Here is a 15,066-nt window from a genome sequence, read left to right on the forward strand (position 1 = left end):
GAGAAAATCTAACTATAATGAAAGACAAAACACGATGGAGGTTCAAGACATGTCTATGCATAAAGCACTCACCATTGCCGGCTCAGATTCCAGCGGCGGTGCTGGGATTCAAGCTGATTTAAAAACATTTCAAGAAAAAAACGTATACGGGATGACCGCCTTAACGGTGATCGTTGCGATGGACCCGAACAACAGCTGGGACCACCAAGTCTTCCCGATCGATACTGATACAATCCGCGCCCAGCTTGCAACGATTACGGACGGCATCGGAGTGGACGCCATGAAAACAGGAATGCTGCCAACCGTTGACATTATCGAGCTTGCAGCAAAAACGATCAAAGAAAAACAATTAAAAAATGTGGTAATTGACCCAGTCATGGTTTGCAAAGGAGCAAATGAAGTCCTGTATCCGGAGCACGCCCAAGCCCTGCGTGAACAATTAGCACCGCTAGCCACTGTCATTACGCCGAATCTGTTTGAAGCCAGCCAGCTCAGCGGCATGGATGAATTAAAGACAGTTGACGATATGATCGAAGCTGCGAAAAAAATTCATGCGCTCGGCGCTCAATATGTCGTCATTACAGGCGGAGGCAAACTCAAACACGAAAAAGCGGTTGATGTTCTCTATGACGGAGAAACAGCGGAAGTCCTTGAAAGCGAAATGATCGATACGCCTTATACACATGGCGCAGGCTGTACGTTCTCAGCAGCCGTGACAGCGGAGCTCGCCAAAGGTGCGGAAGTCAAAGAAGCCATTTACGCAGCGAAAGAATTTATTACCGCTGCCATTAAAGAATCCTTCCCGCTCAACCAATATGTCGGGCCAACGAAGCATTCTGCGCTGCGCCTGAATAAACAATCATAAACAAAAAAGGCTGCCTTACAGAGAGGCAGCTTTTTTTATATGACCGAAGACTTTTCACAGAAAAAACTGCCGATCCCATCGGCAGCCTGTTTATTTGATTTTTAAATGGTTCGCAGATTTCCTCAAAAATGTTTCTATCGACTGAACAAAAAGTGCATATTCCTTCATTTGCTCATATGCTCGCGAAAGAATTTCCGCCGTTTCACTGTGCGGCGTTGTCCCGCCAAGCATTTTTTTCAGCTGAAGCAGCACATCCTTATATTCTTCCCGCTTATCTTCAACTTGGTCCGCAGCCTTTTCCAAACATTCCGGTGTTATCTTCTGTTCATGTATATTCAAGAAAACAACTCCTTTTACAGAAAAAAATAGTAGGTTATCGTTGAAGAATAGCACAGATGGCACAGATTTCACATAAGAAAATAGAAGGATTTTCTACATAAGGATCCAAATCCCGACATTCATTTCAGATTTTCCTGTCGAACTGGCTGTCACTTCATGATTTCCCGGGAAAGGAAAATATCTCGCACTGAAGACCTCTTCTCCGTTATTTACAAAGATTTCCACAGATGAAGCGTCGATAAACATGTGCACGGTATGCAACTCCTTGATGCAGCAATGTCTCGCTTCTGTTCTTTTTCCGTCGAAGCTCGTCCGCTCCAGCGTAACAATCCCCTCGTCCTTATGAAAGGAAAACACAGCCGTACCGCGGATACTGATTGAAAAGCCAGACTCCGTATCAATGTCTTCAATCAAGATCTCAGCTCTTTCAGGGTTTTCAACTGGAAGCGTACCAGATGATCCATGCATGTTGATTTGCACTTTTTTCTCATTCCTGCGCATGGCTTTCAGCTCAGGCAGCGGCTGCTGAATCAGCTTCTGCCCAGATAGCGTCAGCTGTCTCGGCAGCGTCATACAGTGAATCCAGTGATAGTCAATCGTCGGATGAGCCCCTTCATCCTGATCAGGCACAGCCATCCATGCAAACAAAATTCGCCTTCCCTGATCGTCTTCAAGTGTTTGCGGAGCGTAAAAATCAAAACCTTGATCAAGCTCCGTAAAATCGCCATGCTTCAATTCAGGCTTGTTATAATCGAGACGCCCGACAAAATAACCCGATTGATACACGTTCTGATAACGAAAACCGTCAGTCTCAAGCCCTTGTGGCGAGACAATCAGCACGTCGGACCCCTGAAGGGAAAACAAGTCAGGGCACTCCCACATGTACCCAAAAGCGTCAAGCCCGTTGAGGCCCGCGCCAGTTATCGGGCCGAGAAATCTCCACTCTGTCAGGTTATCAGAAGCAAACAAAACAGCGTGTCCTTGCATATTCTCCGTTTGCGCACCGACCACCATATACCATGTTCCTTCATGCTCCCATACCTTCGGATCGCGAAAATGCGGCGTGTATCCTTCAGGGAGGCGGGCGACGACACCCTTTTTCTCAAAGGACAGTCCGTCGTCAGATACAGCAAGGCATTGATACGTTTCCCGATTCCCATCCTGATCCCTGACATTTCCTGTGTAAAATAGATAGAGCCGATCGTCTTTCGTGACAGCGCTGCCCGAGTAGCAGCCGTTTTTATCAAACCAATCACTCGGCGCCAGCGCAATCTCTTCCCGCTTCCAATTCACAACATCCTGTGTCGTATAATGCCCCCAAAATTTAGCGCCGTGCCCCGTTTGAAATGGCTGCCACTGAAAAAACACATGATAGCTGCCCTTCCAATAAATCACGCCATTCGGGTCATTCAGCAGCCCAACCGGCGGCATAATGTGAAAATGCTGGCGGTGCGGATCGCTGTTCGCGATAGGCTCTTTTTTCTCCACTTCTTCATAAGCCCGGCGACGAAGCTCCTGATCATGTACTGTCATTTTTTCCTCTCCTCATCCTCATTAATCTTCATGATAAACGCTGCAATGAACGCTGATACTCCCGCAATGGCCATCCCAATCAGATAGTTGATCAAGTTGCCCATGCCAAACGGCGCAGCAATGGCGATCATCGGAATACCCGTTAACCCGTAAGCGTTTGCAGCAACATGTGTAAAGACGACATATGCACCGCCCAATGCGCCTCCAATCATCGCGGCGATAAACGGTTTTCGGTAGCGAAGGTTGACTCCGAAGATGACGGGCTCAGTAATGCCAAGAAAAGCGGAAAATGCAGCCGGAAGCGCGATTTCTTTTGTCTTTGCCTTTTTCGCCATAAAGAAGACGGCAAGCCCGGCGCCGCCCTGTGCGACATTCGCCATTGACCAGATTGGCAGCAAGTAGTTTTTGCCGATATCTGCAATAAGCCCTGCCTCAATCGCATGGAAGCTGTGATGAACGCCTGTCAGCACGATAAGTGAATACGTGCCACCGAAAATCAGACCCGCAACAAAACCTGCATGGTCATATACATAAGTTAAAGCAACCGTAATGCCGGAGCCAAGCGCTCTGCCCAGAGGACCAATCGCGATAAAAGCGACAAACCCGGTGACAATCACTGTGACAAAAGGTGTAACAAGCAAATCTACCGCATGAGGGACCACTTTTCTCGTCCATTTCTCTACCTTGCTCATCACATAAACCGCTAGCAGGACAGGGATAACAGTTCCCTGGTAGCCGAGAAGCGCGATATCGAATCCGAAAAGATTCATATAATCAGGTGTCGCTTCCGCCAATCCCCATGGATTCAAAAGAGTCGGATGAATCATGATTCCACCGATAACCGCTCCCAAGTACGGATTGCTGCCAAATTCTTTTGAAGCGCTTACCCCGATTAGAATCGGCAAGAAAATAAATGCGGCACTTGAAAACATATCAAGCAGCTGCAGCAGCGCAGAATCCTTGCTCATCCAATGAAACGCATTGACCATACCCAGTAATCCCATTAATAGGCCGCTGGCCACAATAGCCGGGATGATTGGAACAAAAATATTAGAAAGCGTTTTCGCAAATCTCGCAGCGGGATTCATTTTTTCTTTTGCCGCATCCTGGTGATTTACGTGTTCTTCACGCTCAATATCGGCTTCCTTTGAAAAAGCATCGTATACCTTATTGACAAGGCCTGTTCCAAAAATGATCTGGTACTGGCCAGAGCTGCTGAAAGCGCCTTTGACGCCATCAAGCTCTTCTACTTGTGCTTGATCTATCTTTGATTCATCTTTAATCACTAAACGCAGTCTTGTTGCACAATGAGCCGCGCTGATCATGTTTTCTTTCCCCCCGAGAAGCTCAATGAGGCGTTTTGCAGTCTCTTTGTAATCCATCTTTTTCTCCCCCTTTTATTTAAACAAAAAAGACCTAAAATTCGCCAACGAAGAAAGGACACAGCGATCCTTTTTCATTTACGCAAATTTTAGGTCTTGCCTGCTTTACCAGTCACAATCCCGCTTATTCAGATTGAGAATACGCTTTCATCATAATTGATGACAGCGTTTTCGTCAACTGTTTTTTAGTTAAAAAGTTTCATAAAACATTTAGACAAAAATTCGTAAAAATTAATTGTGAAACATTTCACAATATCATGCTATACTATGCTCAAATCAAAGAAAGCAGGAAAAGACAATGGAAACTCAAGCATTGCAAAAGGTTGAACAGTACGCTTTGAGAAAACAAAATATATTTGTTTCAAGCAAAATCCGATATTTGCTCCGATCCATTTTGGCCAGCATGTTTATCGGTTTCGGTATTACAGCCGCAAGCAAAACAGGCAGCTATTTCTATATGGCTGACTCTCCATTTGCATTTCCGGCAGCCGCTGTCACTTTCGGGGCCGCTATTCTGCTGATTGCTTACGGCGGCGGGGATTTATTTACCGGCAATACCTTTTATTTCACCTATACCGCACTCCGAAAAAAAATCCGCTGGCGCGACACTCTGTACCTGTGGATGTCAAGCTATGCTGGCAATTTGATTGGCGCCATTTTATTTGCCATCCTGATCAGCGCGACAGGACTTTTTGAGGAGGCTTCTGTTCATTCCTTTTTGATTCATCTGGCAGAGCACAAAATGGAACCGCCCGCTTCCGAACTGTTTTTCAGAGGAATGCTGTGCAATTGGCTTGTGTGCCTCGCCTTTTTCATTCCGATGTCTCTCAAAGGAGAAGGAGCCAAGCTGTTTGCCATGATGCTTTTCGTTTTCTGCTTCTTTATTTCCGGTTTTGAGCACAGCATTGCCAATATGTGCACATTCGCCATCTCACTTTTGATCGAGCACCCTGATACGGTGACACTGATGGGAGCAGTCAGAAACTTAATTCCTGTTACGCTCGGCAATCTGGCCGCAGGAATTGTAATGATGGGCTGGATGTACTATACGCTCAATCCCGATAAATAAAAAAAACTTCCAGAGATCACTCCCTGCAAGTCAAAGCGGTTATTCCGAGAGATCTTGAAGACGCTGGACATGCAGCGTGATATAGCCGGCCTCGGACTCCGGCAAATGTAATTGATATTCATTTTTCAAAAACTCCGCCAGCTCCAGCGCACATTGATAGGCAAATGAATACTTTTTTTGGATGAAATAAAGCATCTCCTCGTCCATACGATGGAGCGCTTCATTTGATTCCAACCGGCTGACCGCGTATCGCAAATGCGTGACAAGGCGTTGATAGGAAATGCTGTTTTCATCCACCTTTCGATTAAAGTAGTTTTCTATTTTCTCTATCATTTCTTTGATCATGGTTGTATGCTTCAGCGCTGAATACATGCTCTCCGCATCCATCTTCGCCGTATGAATGTGAAGGGCAATATAACCCGCTTCATCTTCAGGCAGAGACACGCCCAATGTCTCTTTTACGTGTCCGATCGCCCACAGGCCGATCTCATATTCTTTTTTATAGAGCGCTTTTATCTCATGCAGCAATTTATTCTGCACAAGCAGCCCATTTTGAATCCTTTCGATCGCAAAGGACAAATGGTCAGAAAGCGCGATATGAATGTGGTCGCTCAGCGGCGACGCGAGCTCTCCTTCCGCATAACTGATGATATCCTCAGCTATTTCTATATGCTCCTCCGGCAGCGTTTGCAGGATTTGTTTAAATTTTTCATTCTCGTCGTGCACGACAAAGATCTTTTCCACTTTATTCATAGGGATGAGATCATTTTTCTTTTTTTGAAAAGCGATTCCCGGTCCCATCACAATTTTTTCCTGATCGTCCTCTTTTATTAAAGCCGCATTGTTGTTTAATACTTTATAGATTTTCAAGAGGCTATCTCTCCCGCCAATTTGCTTTTGACTGGGATTTTACCTCCTTTTGACCGCCATGTAAAGATGCGGGCCAGCTCTCTCCTGCTTTGGCGATTCCTTGAAGGCTTGCAGACATCTTCTTTTATAAAGCGCAGCGGCTTTCGCTTTCTGCTTTTCTTCCTCATTCACAGCCATCCGCCATTCATAAAACGAAACAAGTCCTGCGGCCTTCACCGCCGTTTTTCTTTGGTATGTACGCTGAGCCGAATAGACCGCGGCAGCCGCAGTTTTTCTGTCCGGCGTCACCCAGTTCATCAAAAAGACCATCCACACCCGTAAAGATACAAGCAAACGTTTCATAGAAAAACATCCCTCCGCTTCTTTTTGGCAGGCAGCCTTTTTTAGCAGCCCGTTTTCTCAGCCGCAGCCCGCGTGAAAAGACGGCCGATTTCTTTTCTCGCAAACTAGCGGCTCTAGCAAAACTCATGACTCTATAATAGACCGTGGAAAAAGAATTCTTTGTCACAATATGAGTGAAAAAACCAACTAGTTTTTAGAAGTTTTGTTGAAAGCTGAAAGAAATGAAATGAAATTTGGGGAACCGCATTAAAAACTTTATACACAAGTTATCCCAAAGATAAGAACAACTTAATCACAAGAGATATCCACATGTCCACAAACCCTATCAATATTTTGTATAAGAACATATATTCCTAACTATATATATACACAGATTTATTCACTTATACACAGGGTTCTGTGTATAACTCCTTCCTTATACACAAACGAAATCCAATAAATGGTCCAAATGACACAAGGATTTTTTTGAATTTTCAAGAAATATATACTAGATCTTTAACATTTTTTCTAAACACAAAGGGGGAAATACATTGAAAAATGGAATCATTCGCTTTCTGCTCCTAAGTTTTGTTTTATTTTTTACGTTATCCACAGGTATGACAGGAGTACAGGCGGCGCCGGTTTCTTCAAAAACGTCGGCTGACCTGGAAAAAGCCGAGGTATTCGGTGATATCGACATGACAACAAGCAAAAAAACAACCGTTATCGTGGAATTAAAAGAAAAATCCTTGGCAGAGGCGAAGGAAGCGGGAGAAAGCCAAACGAAAAGCAAGCTGAAAACCGCTCGAACAAAAGCCAAAAACAGTGCTGTCAAAGCGGTGAAAAACGGAAAAGTAAACCGGGAATATGAGCAGGTGTTTTCAGGCTTTTCTATGAAGCTCCCAGCTAATGAGATTCCAAAACTTCTTGCAGTAAAAGACGTAAAGGCAGTATACCCGAACGTCACCTATAAAACAGACAATATGAAGGATAAAGACGTCACGGTCTCCGAGGACGCCGTATCTCCGCAAATGGATGACAGCGCGCCGTATATCGGAGCAAACGACGCATGGGATTTAGGCTACACAGGAAAAGGCGTGAAGGTAGCGGTTATTGATACTGGTGTTGAATACAATCACCCTGATTTGAAGAAAAACTTCGGACAATATAAAGGATATGATTTTGTAGACAATGATTACGACCCGAAAGAAACACCGACCGGCGATCCGAGAGGTGAAGCCACTGACCACGGAACGCACGTGGCCGGAACTGTCGCCGCAAACGGAACAATTAAAGGCGTTGCGCCTGATGCCACACTTCTTGCTTACCGCGTGCTGGGCCCTGGCGGAAGCGGCACAACAGAAAATGTCATTGCCGGCGTGGAACGCGCTGTGCAGGACGGAGCAGATGTGATGAACCTGTCTCTCGGAAACTCTTTAAACAACCCAGACTGGGCGACGAGCACAGCGCTTGACTGGGCCATGTCAGAAGGCGTCGTTGCGGTAACGTCAAACGGCAACAGCGGACCGAACGGCTGGACAGTCGGATCGCCAGGCACATCAAGAGAAGCGATTTCTGTCGGCGCAACTCAGCTGCCGCTCAATGAATACGCCGTCACATTCGGCTCCTACTCTTCAGCAAAAGTGATGGGCTATAACAAAGAGGACGACGTCAAAGCGCTCAATAACAAAGAAGTTGAGCTAGTTGAAGCCGGACTTGGCGAAGCAAAGGACTTTGAAGGAAAAGATCTGACAGGCAAAGTCGCCGTTGTCAAACGGGGCAGCATTGCGTTTGTGGATAAAGCCGACAATGCTAAAAAAGCCGGCGCCATCGGCATGGTTGTGTATAACAACCTCTCCGGAGAAATTGAAGCCAATGTGCCGGGCATGTCTGTGCCGACGATTAAGCTTTCATTAGAAGACGGCGAAAAACTCATCAGCGCCATGAAAGCAGGCGAGACAAAAACAACATTCAAGTTGACGGTCTCAAAAGCGCTCGGTGAACAAGTGGCTGATTTCTCTTCCCGCGGCCCTGTAATGGATACGTGGATGATTAAGCCTGATATTTCCGCACCAGGCGTCAATATCGTCAGCACCATTCCGACACACGATCCTCAAAACCCATATGGCTACGGATCAAAACAAGGAACAAGCATGGCATCTCCTCATATTGCCGGAGCGGTTGCCGTTATCAAACAAGCCAAACCAAAGTGGAGCGTTGAACAGATCAAAGCCGCCATCATGAACACCGCTGTCACCTTAAAAGATGGCGACGGAGAAGTGTATCCGCATAACGCCCAAGGCGCAGGCAGCGCGAGAATCATGAACGCGATAAAAGCCGACTCGCTCGTCTCACCCGGAAGCTATTCATACGGCACATTCTTGAAGGAAAACGGAAACGAAACGAAAAAAGAAATGTTTACGATTGAAAACCAATCTTCCATTAGAAAGTCATACACACTTGAATACTCATTTAACGGCAGCGGCATCTCCACATCCGGCACTAGCCATGTTGTGATTCCGGCACATAAAACCGGAAAAGCCACTGCAAAAGTAAAGGTTAATACAAACAAAGCAAAAGCAGGCACCTATGAAGGAACGGTCATCGTCAGAGAAGGCGGAAAAACCGTCGCCAAGGTACCTACATTGCTGATCGTCAAAGAGCCGGATTATCCGAGAGTAACATCTGTCTCCGTCAGCGAAGGGTCTGTACAAGGCACCTATCAAATTGAAACCTACCTTCCTGCGGGAGCAGAAGAGCTGGCGTTCCTCGTCTATGACAGCAACCTTGATTTTGCAGGCCAAGCCGGCATTTATAAAAATCAAGATAAAGGCTATCAGTACTTTGACTGGGACGGCACAATCAATGGCGGAACCAAGCTTCCGGCCGGAGAATATTACTTGCTCGCCTATGCCGCGAATAAAGGCAAATCAAGCCAGGCTCTGACTGAAGAGCCGTTTACCGTTGAATAAGAAGAAGCCCTGCCGATTCGGCAGGGCTTTTTCAGATTAATTCGCAAATGCCTCCTTCAACAAGCGGTATGAATGGAGTTTATCTTCAAAATGATGTGTGATTGTCACCGCCATGATTTCTTCTGCTCCATACGCTTTACTCAAAGCCAGCAACTGCTCCTTCACCTGTTCTTTCGTGCCGACAATCATTCGATTTCGATTATCAGCAATTCGTCTTTGTTCATACGGGGAGTATGTATTTTCTCGAACAGCTTCAAACGAAGGAACTCCTTCTAAAGGAATGCCCTGTTCCCCTGCCAATAGCGTAAAATCAAGCACTGCCGCAAGCTCCTCTGCCTTCTCCTCCGTGTCAGCACAAAGAACAAAAACAGCGACTGCCGCTCGGGGCGTTTCTCCTAACACAGACGGCTTAAATCGTCTCTTATACTGTCTGACAGTATCCTCTCCGCCCTCTCCATTGATAAAGTGGGCAAACATATAGCCAGCGCCTGACTCAGCGGCGAGCAGCGCGCTTTCTCCAGATGAGCCAAGCAGCCACACATCCGGCGCGGTTGAAATATGCGGCGCAGCCGTCAGATTCGGAAAACGGTGTTTGTCATCCGCCAAATCATGCAGATACATGGTCAGCTCCTTGATTTGCTGCGGATACTGATCAGCATTGCGCTTCCCGCCGTCATTCAGCGCCCAGGATGCAATCGGCATTCCCCCCGGTGCTCTGCCAAGCCCAAGATCAATTCTTCCCGGTGTCAGCCCCTCCAGCACACGGAAATTCTCAGCTACTTTATAAGCACTGTAATGCGGCAGCATGACTCCCCCTGATCCAACACGGATTCGCTTTGTTTTTGCCGCTATATGACTGATCAGCACCTCTGGGCTTGACCCTGCCAGCCGCTTTGAAAAGTGATGCTCAGAAACCCAAAATCTCTTATATCCAAAATCCTCAGCAGCCTGTGCAAGCGCAACCGTTTGCTGTAATGCTGTTTCTGCACTGCTGCCCTCTGATACTGGAGATTGATCTAATATACTTAATGAAATCATCCCTACCACCTCATCCTCATCGTATCACTGATCCCTTATTTTTTCGCCAAAGCCGCTCATACTGCTTATCAGTGTCTCCCGATCATTCGTCATTTATTTGTGACAGCATGTCTCTATTTGTCGGAATATGTTACACGTGAAACATAAAAACCCCTCCGAACGGAGAGGTTTCAGATTATTGACAAAATCCTAAAACGATTTATAGTTTTTGGATTTTGTCATCTTCAGCGTGATTGAAAACCCTTGAAGTCTAGGAAGGACGAGCATCGGAGCACAGCGAATGTTGAAATTCGTGAGCACCGAAGCGCAGTCCTGACAACGAATGCGAGGGTTTGTCGACACGCTGAAACCTCTCCGAAGCGGAGAGGTTTGCTTTAGCTTTTATTAAAGCCTTTTTCTTTCACATAGTCATTTAAATACGTACGCGGCTTCTGCTTCATAAAGTTCAGAATTTGATCAGACCACGTTTCTTCCCTCTGTCCGTTTGTTCTTTCTCTATAATAATCAGAAATGGTTTGATCATACGCATTCATGGTTTCCCGGAAATCGTCTGCATTCACATTATACGTATTCTCATGATAGACAGCCTGCTTTGGCAATCTCGGTTTTTTGCCGGATAGGTTGGCAGGATGGCCTACTGCCAGACCGAAAAGCGGAAGCACATGGTCAGGCGTTTGCAGCACCTCTGTCACCTTGTCCAGTTCATTCCGAATGCCGCCGATATAGCAAATGCCAAGCCCCATTGATTCAGCAGCAATGCTCATATTTTGCGCTGCCAGCGACGCATCAATCAAGCTGACCATAAACATTTCCGTATTCTCGAGTAGCTCAGAAATATTTTCGCCTTTTTCCTCAGCTAGTTTTTGGTGGCGGTACAAGTCCGCGCAAAATACAAAAAAGTGTCCGTTGTTCTGAACGTAAGGCTGATTTCCGGCAAGCACAGACAGCTCCCGTTTTTTCTCAGGATCGGAAACACCGATTATCGAATATGCCTGCACATAGCTGGACGTTGATGCAGCCTGCGCACTTTTCACTAATGTATCAATTTCTTCAGCTGTCAAAAGCTGATCAGTAAAAGACCGGATTGACCGATGATTCAAAATGGTTTCGATTGTGTTATTCATCACAAGAACCTCCTTGTCTGTTTTTATCATATCCGAAAAAATGTGAACTCAAAAGCGAAATGCTCTGCACAAAAAAAAGACAGCCTCTGTAAAGGCTGTCTGCATTTTATGAATTAAACAAATAACTTCTATATCTCGTCAACTGGACACTCGCATTATACACAATGCCGAAACCGATTAATGTGGCAAGCGTCGAGCTTCCTCCGTAGCTGACAAACAGCAGCGGAATCCCGGTAACAGGCATAATGCCAATGTTCATTCCGATATTCTGGAATGTGTGGATCACTATTAACGCCGTATAGCCAACGCAAAAGAAAGATGCGAAACGGTTATACGGATGTATCTTGTCAATCAGAACGACAAGCCTGTAGATTAAGAAGAAGAACATAATGACAACAATCGCACACCCTATAAATCCGAAGCTCTCACCCAAAATGGCAAAGATAAAATCGGTCTGTCCTTCTGGTACATACACCTTCAAATTGTGAACGCCATTTCCGAGAATGCCGCCTGAACCGATAGCCATGACAGCCTGATCAACCTGCCAGCCGCTATTTGCATCTTCCTGAGTTGTTCCATTTGAATCAGAAACCCAAGATGTAACCCTCTTAATTTGATACTCTTGAATCCCCACTGATTTAGCAGCGTCAGGAAAATTAATCATGACTAACAAGATAAGAGAAATAACTAAGATACCTGAACCGCCAATGATTGCGATCAGCTTCCAGTTTACTCCTGACATAAAGATCATGACAATCACAATAAACATACATATCCCAGCTGTACCAGCATCCTGAAGAAGGATAAGTCCGATTGGCACTACCGATACACCTGCAATCTTCAGTAAAAGATGAACATCGTCTCTGAGCGATCGGATTTTTTTAGGACTGGCCTTTGAAATCACTGAGGCTACCATCATCATAAGTCCGATTTTCATAAATTCAGAGGGCTGTAACGTTACAGAACCAAACTGAAACCAGCTTTTCGCACCGTTTTTCACTGGTGCAATAGACTCAGGACTGACTCTCAATATCAAGAGAAGCAGAATCCCGAATAAAAATACATATAAACTAAGTTTTTCAAGCTGCTCTAAATCGAAATACAGCAGCACCGAAATCGCGATAGCCCCCAAAACATAATAAGCAATTTGTTTCGTCCAGGCATTGCCCCCATACTGCCCAAACTGCCCGGCAGCATAAATCGCAACAACGCTAATGATAAAAAACACACCAAATATAAAAATCAAATCCCCCTGGTAAAAGGGGCTTTGCTGTTTCTTATATCGACCCATTCTATCCCGCCTTACATTTTCATCGGAAAATCACTAATGTTTATTATACATGAACCTCGATCAAGATGACACGTGAAGCTCGCTTCCTTTTATGTTTTTTGCGCATTTGCAACGCTTTTTCAGCTACACGAAATATGACGTATCATAAACCAAAACGTTTCGATTGGCACAAAACTTTTCAAATGAAAAAAACCCCATTATAAAAGGGGTTAAAAGAAATCCATAAGAAATGGAGGTTTTAGCTGAAAGTCGTCATCAAGCCGTTTGATTTCCGATACCGGTCCTTTTATCATGCCTGCTTCAAAAAGGAAACGAGCACTTCTGGCGCCTAGGAAGAAAGCGGTTAAAGAAGATATGCTGCATTCTATTAGATGGTCAGATGACTCTTCTGGAATGATCTGCACCTGCTGCGAATCGACGCGGAAAATCTGTTGATTCCACGGTGCCCATTGATCCGTTACCTTAAAGTCAAAGGGAGCTGTCAGCCGAGATTTTGGATATTCCCGTAAAAAACCTTTAACATCAACGATGCGCGCCATACTATAAGGATATATCTCTTGTTTGACCCGGGGTTCGGCAGTTAAAAAATCAAGATCTTCCTCCATCCGTACAGTCAGTTCCGCTTCATTTAGCATCGAATCATGCTGGCAAATAAAATTCCACAAGCCTCTCTGTGCCTCCCTGTTCAAATAAACAAATTCCTTAACTCGCATGGTTTTATTTTTGATGTCATACACAAGATATCCACAGGGCACCCCATCTTCAGAGATATACATAGCTATCATTCCATGGATCTTCTCTGTCCAATGCTCCTTTGAACGCTTCATCAGCCCATTATGCTTCGTTCTGTACTGATTATAGATGGCATTCACTGCATCTGTTTCATCCTTTTGAAGTCTCCTCACGTCCCCAGGGGCATCGCCTAGTTTTTGAAACTGTTCTTTAAGGTAAGTCAGGCGTTTTTGATAGAAACAGAGTTCCCAGCCAAATTTGCGGTAAAAGGAGATCAGGAACGGATGCAAAAAGCTGATGGTTTGGTTTTTTTTCTTCATAACCGTTAGAGCGTCTAGAATAAGTTCCTTTACTGTTCCTTTTCTTCTGTATTCAGGCCAGGTTGCCACCCCGGCTATACCTCCCATCTTTATCTCCTGCTCTTCCAGCATGACAGAAAAGGGAATGATGTGAAGCTTAGAAAGGAGTTTCTCTTGTTCTTTGATTCCGATGATGTAATGGTTCTCTAAAGCTTTTACTTTCTCTTCTCGTTCCTCATCACTGAGTTCTTTCTGAAAAGCATATTCAGACATACTGATCACTTCTCGCCAGTCTTCTTTTTCAAGCTTTATTACCTGATACATCTACATCCCCCCTGTTTTAAAAGAAAGCTCCGTACATTCTCCTATCTTATAAAGCTTAAAAATAAGACAATAGGTCTAACTCATTTTTACGAAAACGTGTATCAATTTCTGGAAAACATGGTATAATAATTGTAACAGAATGTTCACAAAACAACCACAAAACAGACACAACTCAGTTCCTCTATTTCATTTTTGTAAACGCTATCACAAAATGAAAGGAGACGGGTATGATGGACATGTTTTTTGCTTATTTATTGGTTGCCAGCGCAACGCCTCTCTTTATTTGGCTCGATAACAAAAAAGTCGCACTCTCAGCTATTCCGCCAATCATCTTAATGTGGGTATTCTTCTTCTTTTACGCAACAGAAAGCCTTTCTCCACTAGGACACACTCTCATGATTATCTTGTTTGCCGTCAACGTCATTGTCGCTCATATCGCCGCATTTATCATTTACGGTCTTCCGTATCTTCGCAGAAAGCGAAGCAGCTGAAGACAGCAAAAAACCCTCTTCTAACGAAGAGGGTTTTTGTGTTATTCGTTGTGGCCTGAATGCTCTGAGTGCTTAGCGCCTCCAGGAGGATTTCCGTCCATATGGTCACCATGGTGATAGTGAGCCGCAAAAATCCAGATGGATCCAAGCACGATAACGATCGCGCCGAAGAATCCGAACAGCGTGTTACCGACTTGGATACTGCCGTTTTCGCTCTCTGTCATGTGCATGAACATGAGAAGCTGCAGTGCCGCCTGAATGAAGGCGAAGCCGAAAATGATCCAAAGTTTTGCTGATGAGCTTAGGTCAGTATACACTGCAACCCATAGAGCCAGCAGGGTCAAAACGATAGACAGTGCAAAACCTACAATGTGCTTCCATGGAAAGTGACTGTGTTCAGCAGATTTGTTTGCCAT

Annotated in this window: 14 protein-coding genes; 4 read left to right on the forward strand and 10 right to left on the reverse strand. The window is 45.1% G+C overall.

The window, feature by feature from the left end; translation table 11 throughout:
• The first annotated feature begins 49 nt into the window (after positions 1 to 49).
• Positions 50 to 865, forward strand: a complete 816-nt coding sequence (locus LWH95_RS14900; RefSeq protein ID WP_003222141.1) for a bifunctional hydroxymethylpyrimidine kinase/phosphomethylpyrimidine kinase — start codon at positions 50 to 52, stop codon at positions 863 to 865.
• 90 nt (positions 866 to 955) lie between these two features.
• Here LWH95_RS14900 and LWH95_RS14905 read toward each other — a convergent pair whose 3' ends face one another.
• From LWH95_RS14905 to scrA, 3 genes are all read right to left on the reverse strand, one after another.
• On the reverse strand, positions 956 to 1,204 hold the full coding sequence (locus LWH95_RS14905; protein WP_003236006.1) for a hypothetical protein: 249 nt from the start codon (positions 1,202 to 1,204) through the stop codon (positions 956 to 958).
• Positions 1,205 to 1,297: 93 nt separating this feature from the next.
• Positions 1,298 to 2,737, reverse strand: coding sequence for a sucrose-6-phosphate hydrolase (gene sacA / locus LWH95_RS14910; protein ID WP_232919889.1), 1,440 nt, complete (start codon positions 2,735 to 2,737; stop codon positions 1,298 to 1,300).
• On the reverse strand, positions 2,734 to 4,119 hold the full coding sequence (scrA, locus tag LWH95_RS14915; RefSeq protein ID WP_232919890.1) for a PTS system sucrose transporter subunit IIBC: 1,386 nt from the start codon (positions 4,117 to 4,119) through the stop codon (positions 2,734 to 2,736). Before scrA ends, sacA begins: the two co-directional genes overlap by 4 nt.
• A 298-nt stretch (positions 4,120 to 4,417) precedes the next feature.
• Here scrA and LWH95_RS14920 point away from each other — a divergent pair, with 298 nt between their 5' ends.
• Complete coding sequence (locus LWH95_RS14920; protein WP_060399771.1) at positions 4,418 to 5,188, forward strand: formate/nitrite transporter family protein; 771 nt, start codon at positions 4,418 to 4,420, stop codon at positions 5,186 to 5,188.
• A 39-nt stretch (positions 5,189 to 5,227) separates the two neighbouring features.
• Here LWH95_RS14920 and sacT read toward each other — a convergent pair whose 3' ends face one another.
• Positions 5,228 to 6,058, reverse strand: a complete 831-nt coding sequence (sacT, locus tag LWH95_RS14925; RefSeq protein WP_003236015.1) for a sac operon transcriptional antiterminator SacT — start codon at positions 6,056 to 6,058, stop codon at positions 5,228 to 5,230.
• 39 nt (positions 6,059 to 6,097) lie between these two features.
• Positions 6,098 to 6,400, reverse strand: coding sequence for a hypothetical protein (locus LWH95_RS14930; protein ID WP_232919891.1), 303 nt, complete (start codon positions 6,398 to 6,400; stop codon positions 6,098 to 6,100).
• Between the two features lie 530 nt (positions 6,401 to 6,930).
• Here LWH95_RS14930 and vpr point away from each other — a divergent pair.
• Positions 6,931 to 9,351, forward strand: a complete 2,421-nt coding sequence (gene vpr, locus LWH95_RS14935) for a serine protease Vpr (protein ID WP_232919892.1) — start codon at positions 6,931 to 6,933, stop codon at positions 9,349 to 9,351.
• Between the two features lie 36 nt (positions 9,352 to 9,387).
• On the opposite strand, the gene LWH95_RS14940 is transcribed toward vpr, so the two are convergent.
• The 4 genes from LWH95_RS14940 to LWH95_RS14955 all read right to left on the reverse strand — a co-directional run bounded on the left by LWH95_RS14940 (position 9,388) and on the right by LWH95_RS14955 (position 14,159).
• A complete protein-coding gene (locus LWH95_RS14940) occupies positions 9,388 to 10,389 on the reverse strand; it encodes an LLM class flavin-dependent oxidoreductase (protein WP_232919893.1) in 1,002 nt (333 codons plus the stop codon).
• Between the two features lie 374 nt (positions 10,390 to 10,763).
• Positions 10,764 to 11,513: an oxygen-insensitive NADPH nitroreductase gene (gene nfsA, locus LWH95_RS14945; RefSeq protein WP_232919894.1), complete on the reverse strand. Its 750-nt coding sequence runs from the start codon at positions 11,511 to 11,513 to the stop codon at positions 10,764 to 10,766.
• A gap of 106 nt (positions 11,514 to 11,619) precedes the next feature.
• Positions 11,620 to 12,804, reverse strand: coding sequence for an FtsW/RodA/SpoVE family cell cycle protein (locus tag LWH95_RS14950; RefSeq protein WP_019259818.1), 1,185 nt, complete (start codon positions 12,802 to 12,804; stop codon positions 11,620 to 11,622).
• A 209-nt stretch (positions 12,805 to 13,013) separates the two neighbouring features.
• On the reverse strand, positions 13,014 to 14,159 hold the full coding sequence (locus tag LWH95_RS14955) for a GNAT family N-acetyltransferase (RefSeq protein WP_232919895.1): 1,146 nt from the start codon (positions 14,157 to 14,159) through the stop codon (positions 13,014 to 13,016).
• 227 nt (positions 14,160 to 14,386) lie between these two features.
• Here LWH95_RS14955 and ywcE point away from each other — a divergent pair, with 227 nt between their 5' ends.
• Complete coding sequence (gene ywcE, locus LWH95_RS14960; protein ID WP_003227411.1) at positions 14,387 to 14,650, forward strand: spore morphogenesis/germination protein YwcE; 264 nt, start codon at positions 14,387 to 14,389, stop codon at positions 14,648 to 14,650.
• Positions 14,651 to 14,691: 41 nt separating this feature from the next.
• Here ywcE and qoxD read toward each other — a convergent pair whose 3' ends face one another.
• The gene (gene qoxD, locus LWH95_RS14965) at positions 14,692 to 15,066 is read right to left on the reverse strand and encodes a cytochrome aa3 quinol oxidase subunit IV (protein WP_003236029.1); all 375 of its coding nucleotides are present in this window, start codon (positions 15,064 to 15,066) and stop codon (positions 14,692 to 14,694) included.

It is taken from the genome of Bacillus sp. G16 (assembly GCF_021282335.1).
GTDB lineage: Bacteria > Bacillota > Bacilli > Bacillales > Bacillaceae > Bacillus > Bacillus inaquosorum.

Coding starts and splice junctions, on each gene's coding strand:
- LWH95_RS14900 (WP_003222141.1), top strand. CDS start 50: ATGTCTATGCATAAAGCACTCACCATTGCCGGCTCAGATTCCAGCGGC.
- sacA (WP_232919889.1), bottom strand. CDS start 2,737: ATGACAGTACATGATCAGGAGCTTCGTCGCCGGGCTTATGAAGAAGTG.
- scrA (WP_232919890.1), bottom strand. CDS start 4,119: ATGGATTACAAAGAGACTGCAAAACGCCTCATTGAGCTTCTCGGGGGG.
- LWH95_RS14920 (WP_060399771.1), top strand. CDS start 4,418: ATGGAAACTCAAGCATTGCAAAAGGTTGAACAGTACGCTTTGAGAAAA.
- LWH95_RS14930 (WP_232919891.1), bottom strand. CDS start 6,400: ATGAAACGTTTGCTTGTATCTTTACGGGTGTGGATGGTCTTTTTGATG.
- LWH95_RS14940 (WP_232919893.1), bottom strand. CDS start 10,389: ATGATTTCATTAAGTATATTAGATCAATCTCCAGTATCAGAGGGCAGC.
- nfsA (WP_232919894.1), bottom strand. CDS start 11,513: ATGAATAACACAATCGAAACCATTTTGAATCATCGGTCAATCCGGTCT.
- LWH95_RS14950 (WP_019259818.1), bottom strand. CDS start 12,804: ATGGGTCGATATAAGAAACAGCAAAGCCCCTTTTACCAGGGGGATTTG.
- LWH95_RS14955 (WP_232919895.1), bottom strand. CDS start 14,159: ATGTATCAGGTAATAAAGCTTGAAAAAGAAGACTGGCGAGAAGTGATC.
- ywcE (WP_003227411.1), top strand. CDS start 14,387: ATGATGGACATGTTTTTTGCTTATTTATTGGTTGCCAGCGCAACGCCT.
- qoxD (WP_003236029.1), bottom strand. CDS start 15,066: ATGGCAAACAAATCTGCTGAACACAGTCACTTTCCATGGAAGCACATT.